Source organism: Pelagibius sp. 7325 (assembly GCF_037652055.1).
Taxonomy (GTDB): domain Bacteria; phylum Pseudomonadota; class Alphaproteobacteria; order Kiloniellales; family Kiloniellaceae; genus Pelagibius.
On the sequence record NZ_JBBKAH010000012.1, the window covers coordinates 238,152 to 244,531 of the forward strand.

Genomic DNA, 6,380 nt, shown 5'->3' on the forward strand with positions numbered 1-6,380 from the left:
TAATGAGACCTGGCAGGTTGCCGGTGCGCGGCGAATGAGAGCCGGTCGCATGCCGGCAACCTGCTGAGAGGCGTTTCGTCCGGCGGCGGCGTCAGTCGCTGCTGCCGCTGCCGGGCATCGTCCCGGGCATTGCCCCGGGCATCACGCCGGGCATCGGTGCTGGCGCGGGGGCCGGCTCCGGTGCCGTTTCGGCGGCGGCCACCTTGTGCATTTCCTTGCGCACGGCGGCCTTCTGTTTCGCCCGCTTGGCGGCGGCGATCTTCTTGGCGCCCACCTTCTTGGCAGCGGTCTTCTTCGCCGGTGCCTTTTTCTTGGCGGCCTTCTTCGCCACCTTCTTCTTGGCCGCGGCCTTCTTCGTCGCGGTCTTCTTCGCAGCGATCTTCTTGGCGCCGGCTTTCTTGGCGGCGGTCTTCTTTACGGCCACCTTCTTCTTGGCGGTCTTCTTCGCGACCTTCTTCTTGGCCGCGGATTTCTTCGTGGCGGTCTTCTTCGCCGCGATCTTCTTGCGGGCCGCTTTCTTGGCGGCGGTACGTTTGGTTGCCATGCAGGTCCCCCTATTGCTCCTAATGTCTGTCGGGTACTGGGTGTCTGTCTGGTTCCGACGAGCGCGTTGAGGCGGATTACGTCACACGGATCTGCGGTTCCATCCCCTGTAGCGAACACGAGCTCATGGACTCGGGTCCATGACTGAAACCACTTCGCATCTTCATGCAAAACGGAGTCGCTTCACAAGGGGCAACAGCGCCGGCGGGGCCCGATGGGGCTGCGCTGTTGCCGAGTGGTCGCACCCGCGTTGCGCAACCGCGTCCGTCGGGGACGGGAGAGCTACTCCTTCGGGGCAATGCCCAGCGCTTTCTGAGTGGACGCGCACCCTTCTGCCCGCAGTGAGTCCGGGCAGGCATTCGATATCCTCGCGCTGACCAGGGAGTGCCGGGATGGGCCATCACGCAACCACTGACCTTGGGAGATCGGTTCCATGCTGAAGAACGTTACGCATTCCGGCGGCGTCGAGGACGTCGGGGAAGTCCTGTTCACGACGCCGTTCGGCTACATGTTGCCCGATGCGGCGGCCTCGGAGGAATGCCTGCTGCCGGTCGGCGAGCGCACCATGGACGCGCTGATCGCGCTGGGAGATGCCATGGGCGAAGCCTCGACGCCGCCGGACCCATCGCTCGATTCACAGATCCCGGCAGCCTTCACCTATCTCGGGCAGTTTATCGATCACGATGTGACCGCACGCACCGACCGGGAGCACGGGCTGAGCCGCATTTCCCAGGCCGATGGCAGGCCGCGTCCGTTTCTGCCGGTGCCGCCGCAAGACGTAGCCGCCGGGCTGAAGAACGGCCGGCGCCCGCAGCTCGATCTCGACAGTCTCTACGGCGACGGCCCCGCGCTGGTCGCCGGCGCCGATACGGAGGCTTCGGCGCTCTACGATGCGGCAACCGGCAAGCTGATCCTGCAGCAGCTCGGCGCCGGCCTTGTCGACCTGCCGCGCAATGGGCGAACGGCGCTGATCGGCGATGGGCGCAACGACGAGAACATCAACGTCAGCCAGTTGCATGCCGCCTTCGCCGCCTTCCACAACAAGATCGTCGACCTGGTGGGCGGCGCACCTTCGGCGGTGGAGAAGTACTCCAAGGCGCGTCAGATCGTGCGCTGGACCTACCAGTACATCGTCGCCCACGATTACCTGCCGCGGGTCTGCGATGCGGCGGTAGTTAACGAAGTGGTGCGCAACGGGCCCTATTTCTTCGGTCCGGGCACCGGCGGCGAGGAGCTGTTCATGCCGATCGAATTCTCCGTCGCCGGCTTCCGCTTCGGCCATTCGATGATCCGGCCGTCCTACAAGCTGGGTACCGGGGCGCCGGTGAACATCGAAAGCATCCTCGGCGTGTCGCATGAACGCGCGCCCGCCGACGATCTGCTGGAAGAAGTCGGCGGGCAGTGGCGCCTCAAGGCCGCCAACCTGATTCATTGGGGCAACTTCCTGGAATTCCCCGCCACCACGGCGCCGCAGCGGGCGCGCAAGATCGATCCGCTGATCTCCAAGGGACTCTTCGACCTGCCGTTCGAGTCCGCGTCGGGCCCGGCGGCGATGATCCGCCACCTGGCGCAGCGCAACCTCTGCCGCGGCTACCTGCTGAGCGTGCCGACCGGGCAGGCTGTGGCGGGGGCCATGGGGATCGTGCCGCTGCTGGAGAACGACCTCTTCGACGGCGAGCCCCCGGCGGTGCAGGACGCCATCGAGCTTGGGCGTTTCCAGCGCCGCACGCCGCTGTGGTACTACGTGCTGCGCGAGGCGAAAGTGCAGAAGGCGGGCGAGAGCTTGGGCGCGGTCGGCAGCCGCGTCGTCGCCGAGACGCTGATCGGCTTCCTCAAGCACGATCCGAACAGCTTCATCAACAACCGCTATCACGCGCGCGTCACCGGCGCCGGCATCAAGGTGCCGGGGCGCTTCCAGCCGGTCGGCTCGCTGGCCGACATGATCGACTATGTCGGTTTGCAGAAATAGGGGCTGGCGGAAACAGGGCCCTGCAGGAACAGAGCGCCACATGAAGAAAGGGCCGCCCCGGGGGACGGCCCTTTCTCTCTTGTATTGGCTCCGCGGGCAGGACTCGAACCTGCGACAAGGCGGTTAACAGCCGCCTGCTCTACCAACTGAGCTACCGCGGATCAGGAATATGATCGGCCAACCGGGGTGGCCCCCGGCGCGGCGAAGCGAGGTTATATCAAACCCCCTTCGGGCCTGCAAAGTTTTTGCAGCGAAAAATTCAGCCCCCTTCGCGGGCCCCCTCAGGCGCCGGCCACCCCCTCTTTCCGGGCCGCCTCAGGCGCCGGCCACCCCCTCTTTCCGGGCCGCCTCAGGCGCCGGCCACCAGGGCCATGACGCAGTCGGTCAGCGGCCGGTAGGCGGAATTGGGCATGTGGAACCAGCGCAGGAACTCGGCCGTGGCGACGTCGCCGGACAGCCAGTGCTCCAGGTAGGACTGGCTGATGGGGTGCAGCCGCTCGGGCAGGCAAGAGAGAATATCCTGTCGCATGGTCGCGATCTCCGGTTTCGGGGTGCGGGACCCGAAAGCGCCGCAAGCCCCCAAGCCTCAAACCTCAGCTTAGGGCCACCGGGGTTAACGATTGCTGTAGGATGGCAGGAACAAGCCAATGTTCGCTTTTTGTTCTTGACGCCTTCGCCGCCGCCGCACTAGGCTTTCTCCAGCACATCGAGCGCCGGGCGGCGCGCAACGATAGGGGAGAAGGGACATGGGGGCATTCGGTCAGGGTTACGGCATCAACCGCATTCAGCCGTCGCTGTGGGAGCGCCTGGCGAGCGGCGTCGCCGCGCTCGGCACTTTCACCTTCTTCTTCGCTGCTGTCGGCTACGGCTGGTACAGCCTGCTGCTGGCGATGGCCCGCTAGGCGGCAGATCGGCGGCCCGTTCCGCGGGAACGGGGTGGAGGCCCGGGCCGGAATCGAACCGGCGTGCAAGGATTTGCAGTCCTCTGGATAACCACTCTCCCACCGGGCCTTCGGGGAAGGGGCGAAGCTATACTGCCCACTTTCGCTTGGGTCAAGCTGGCTGCGGGCCCGTCCCCGGCGGTTTGCGGCGGCATGCGGGCAGGGAGGAGGAGGCCGGGCGGGTTCCCGGTTCTGTCCGTTGTTTTCGCGCGCGGAGGCGCTTATAAACCGAGGCCGGAACAACGGCCTGCGGCTCCGCCGCGGCCGCCAGGCCTTCGGGTCGCAGCAACGCGGGACAGTTGTCGACATGACGGACTTCGCAGCAGCACGCCTCAACATGGTGGAAAGCCAGATCCGCACCAACAAGGTGACGGACCCGCGCATCGTCGATGCCTTCGGGACGGTGCGCCGGGAAGCCTTCGTCGGCGAGGCCCAGCGTGGCATCGCCTACATCGACGAAGACCTGGAGGTCGCGCCCGGGCGTTACCTGATGGAGCCGATGGTGCTGGCGCGCCTGCTGCAGGCGGCGTTGCCGCAGGCGGGCGACATGGCGCTCGATATCGGCTGCGCCACCGGCTATTCCACCGCGGTGCTCGCCCGGCTGGCTGAGACCGTGGTCGGCCTGGAGCGCGAGCGCGCGCTGATCGACGCGGCGAATCGGACGCTCAACGCTCTCGACGTCGACAACGCGGTCGTGGTCGAAGGCACGCTGGAAGCCGGCTACCAGAAGCAGGCGCCCTATAACGTCATCGTCTTCCAGGGCGCGGTCGCGGCGGTGCCCGAAGCGGTGAAGCGCCAGCTCGCCGACCGCGGCCGTCTGGTCGCCGTCGTCGTCGACCAGACGGGGATCGGCCGCGGCACGCTGATCCAGCGCGCCGGCGACAGCTTTTCCAGCCGGACACTGTTCGATGCGGCGACGCCGCTGCTGCCCGGCTTCGCGCGCGAAGCCGGTTTCGTGTTCTGATCGTCCAGGGGCGCTCTGGCCGCCCAGGGTCTTTTGACCGCCGGGCGGCGGCCGTACCGCTGGTGTTGCCAGCGACTTGGCAGCAATGAACTTCACGCAGGGTTGAACTCGGCCCACGCATCGATCAGATAGGACATGGGGCCAGCCATTCATACATACGGGGAAATCGTGGGCATGCGATCGATGACAGCCGGACGGCGGATGAACCTCTTGGCGGCCTCGCTGGTGCTTTTGGCGGGAACGGCCGGCGGCCTGTCGGCGACGGCCCAGACGCTCGAAGAGGCGCTGGTCCAGACCTATCAGACGAATCCGACACTGAGCGCGGCGCGCGCGCAGCTGCGCGCGACCAACGAGCGGGTGCCGCAGGCGCTGTCGGGCTGGCGTCCGTCCGTCGAGGCCACCGGCTCGACCGGCAAGGCGATCGACGACGACGTGCGGCCGACCCGGGGGGACGAGGGCCGCACGCCGGCCTCCGCCGACCTCACCGTGACCCAGCCGCTGTATCGCGGTGGCAGCACCGTGGCGGGTACCGAGCGGGCGGAGAACGAGGTGCTGGCCCAGCGCGCGCGGCTTGCGAGCACCGAGCAGGACGTCCTGCTGAACGCCATTACCGCCTACGCCGACGTCTGGCGCGACCAGTCGGTCCTGCAGCTCAACCTCAATAACGAGCAGGTGCTGAGGCGCCAGCTGGAGGCGACCCAGGACCGTTTCGACGTCGGCGAGCTGACCCGCACCGACGTGGCGCAGTCGGAGAGCCGCCTGTCCAGCGCCACCGCGGATCGCATCGGCGCCCAGGGCAACCTCAGCTCCAGCCGCGCCACCTTCGAGAACGTGATCGGCATCTTCCCCGCCGAGCTGGAGCAGCCCCCGGTGCCGGGCGGCCTGCCGGAAGATCAGCAGACCATCGTCGACCTGGCGGAATCCGCCAATCCCTCGGTGCTGGCGACGTCGTTCGACGAGCTGGCGGCACTGCGCAGCGTGCGTGAGGTCGCCGGCGAACTGCTGCCCAGCCTCGAACTGCAGGGCTCCGTCGGCTATCAGCACGAGCGCACCTCGCGGACCAGCGAGGGCAGTTCGGCCGAGATTCTGGCCGTCGTGCGCGTGCCGCTCTACCAGCAGGGCTCGGTGTCGAGCCGCGTGCGCGAGGCCAAGCAGGTCGCCAGCCAGCGCCGTCTGCTGGTCCGCGAGGCGATTCGCCAGGCGCGCGACGACGCGATCTCCGCCTGGGAGCTGCTGCTGACCGCCCGCGCGCAGATCGCCGCCCTGCAGGAGAGCGTGCGCGCCAACGAGATCGCCCTGGAAGGTGTACGCCAGGAGAATGCCGTGGGCGCACGTACGGTTCTCGACGTGCTGGACGCCGAGCAGGAACTGCTCGACGCCCAGGTGAGCCTGGTTTCCGCCCAGCGCGACGAGGTCGTGGCCAGCTTCTCGGTGCTGAGCGCGATCGGGCGCATGACCGCCGCCGATCTGCGGCTCGCCACGGCGGTCTACGATCCGCAGCAGGATTATCGCGCGGTGCGCGAGAAGTGGTTCGGCCTGGACGCGCCGGGCACCGAGGTCGATGCCTTCGGGAGCGTCGGCGGCGGCCAATGAGTTCTGCAGTCGGTCTGGCCGCGAATTCTGCCGCCGCGCCGTTTGGTTAACAGAAAATTTCCGCTTTCCGGCTATCCAGTGTTACAAGACCGTCAGAGTGGCGGGCTTGGCGAGGGGACGGTCCGTCTGAATCGGACCCCTTTGTTTGACCCTGGATTTTTTGGGGCCGCAGTGGCCGGAGAGGCATGAGCAGCAAGCCGGAAGCGCAGAACGAACCGACGATGGAGGAAATTCTTGCCTCCATCCGGCGTATCATTTCCGAAGACGAGCCGGAGGGTAAGGCAGCCGCGGCGCCGGCAGCGCCCGCGCCTGCGCCAAAGCCCGCGGCCGCCGCGCCTGCGCCTGCGCCTGCGCCTGAAGCCGCACCGCC

At 67.4% G+C, this 6,380-nt stretch carries 6 protein-coding genes, 2 tRNA genes and 1 pseudogene; 5 read left to right on the top strand and 4 right to left on the bottom strand.

The genetic code is table 11. The features are described 5' to 3' along the window. Nucleotides 1–91: 91 nt before the first annotated feature. Nucleotides 92–544 carry a histone H1-like repetitive region-containing protein gene (locus WDC82_RS22670; protein ID WP_340119697.1) on the bottom strand — a complete coding sequence of 151 codons (453 nt, stop codon included), beginning with the start codon at nt 542–544 and terminating at the stop codon, nt 92–94. A 432-nt stretch (nt 545–976) separates the two neighbouring features. Between WDC82_RS22670 and WDC82_RS22675 the strand changes: the two genes are divergently transcribed. Further along, nucleotides 977–2,512, top strand: coding sequence for a heme peroxidase family protein (locus WDC82_RS22675; RefSeq protein ID WP_340119698.1), 1,536 nt, complete (start codon nt 977–979; stop codon nt 2,510–2,512). A gap of 85 nt (nt 2,513–2,597) precedes the next feature. Here the strand turns inward: WDC82_RS22675 and WDC82_RS22680 are convergent. Together WDC82_RS22680 and WDC82_RS22685 are read right to left on the bottom strand one after the other, a co-directional pair. Continuing rightward, nucleotides 2,598–2,673 (bottom strand) — tRNA-Asn (locus WDC82_RS22680). A 188-nt stretch (nt 2,674–2,861) separates the two neighbouring features. After that, nucleotides 2,862–3,041, bottom strand: a complete 180-nt coding sequence (locus tag WDC82_RS22685) for a hypothetical protein (RefSeq protein ID WP_340119699.1) — start codon at nt 3,039–3,041, stop codon at nt 2,862–2,864. Nucleotides 3,042–3,258: 217 nt separating this feature from the next. On the opposite strand from WDC82_RS22685, the gene WDC82_RS22690 reads away from it, so the two are divergent. After that, entirely contained in the window at nt 3,259–3,414 is a 156-nt protein-coding gene (locus WDC82_RS22690; protein WP_340119700.1) for a hypothetical protein, read from the top strand. A 35-nt stretch (nt 3,415–3,449) separates the two neighbouring features. Here the strand turns inward: WDC82_RS22690 and WDC82_RS22695 are convergent. Further along, nucleotides 3,450–3,523: transfer RNA gene (locus WDC82_RS22695), tRNA-Cys, on the bottom strand. 237 nt (nt 3,524–3,760) lie between these two features. Here WDC82_RS22695 and WDC82_RS22700 point away from each other — a divergent pair. From WDC82_RS22700 to WDC82_RS22710, 3 genes and pseudogenes are all read left to right on the top strand, one after another. Continuing rightward, nucleotides 3,761–4,417, top strand: a complete 657-nt coding sequence (locus tag WDC82_RS22700) for a protein-L-isoaspartate O-methyltransferase (protein ID WP_340119701.1) — start codon at nt 3,761–3,763, stop codon at nt 4,415–4,417. Nucleotides 4,418–4,591: 174 nt separating this feature from the next. Beyond that, nucleotides 4,592–6,010: a TolC family outer membrane protein gene (locus WDC82_RS22705; RefSeq protein WP_340119702.1), complete on the top strand. Its 1,419-nt coding sequence runs from the start codon at nt 4,592–4,594 to the stop codon at nt 6,008–6,010. Nucleotides 6,011–6,195: 185 nt separating this feature from the next. After that, a pseudogene (locus tag WDC82_RS22710) lies at nt 6,196–6,380 on the top strand (DUF2497 domain-containing protein); the annotation flags it as partial.

What these genes read in the sequence shown, in the direction of transcription:
- WDC82_RS22670 (WP_340119697.1), bottom strand. Translation starts at nt 544, where the DNA reads ATGGCAACCAAACGTACCGCCGCCAAGAAAGCGGCCCGCAAGAAGATC.
- WDC82_RS22675 (WP_340119698.1), top strand. Translation starts at nt 977, where the DNA reads ATGCTGAAGAACGTTACGCATTCCGGCGGCGTCGAGGACGTCGGGGAA.
- WDC82_RS22685 (WP_340119699.1), bottom strand. Translation starts at nt 3,041, where the DNA reads ATGCGACAGGATATTCTCTCTTGCCTGCCCGAGCGGCTGCACCCCATC.
- WDC82_RS22690 (WP_340119700.1), top strand. Translation starts at nt 3,259, where the DNA reads ATGGGGGCATTCGGTCAGGGTTACGGCATCAACCGCATTCAGCCGTCG.
- WDC82_RS22700 (WP_340119701.1), top strand. Translation starts at nt 3,761, where the DNA reads ATGACGGACTTCGCAGCAGCACGCCTCAACATGGTGGAAAGCCAGATC.
- WDC82_RS22705 (WP_340119702.1), top strand. Translation starts at nt 4,592, where the DNA reads ATGCGATCGATGACAGCCGGACGGCGGATGAACCTCTTGGCGGCCTCG.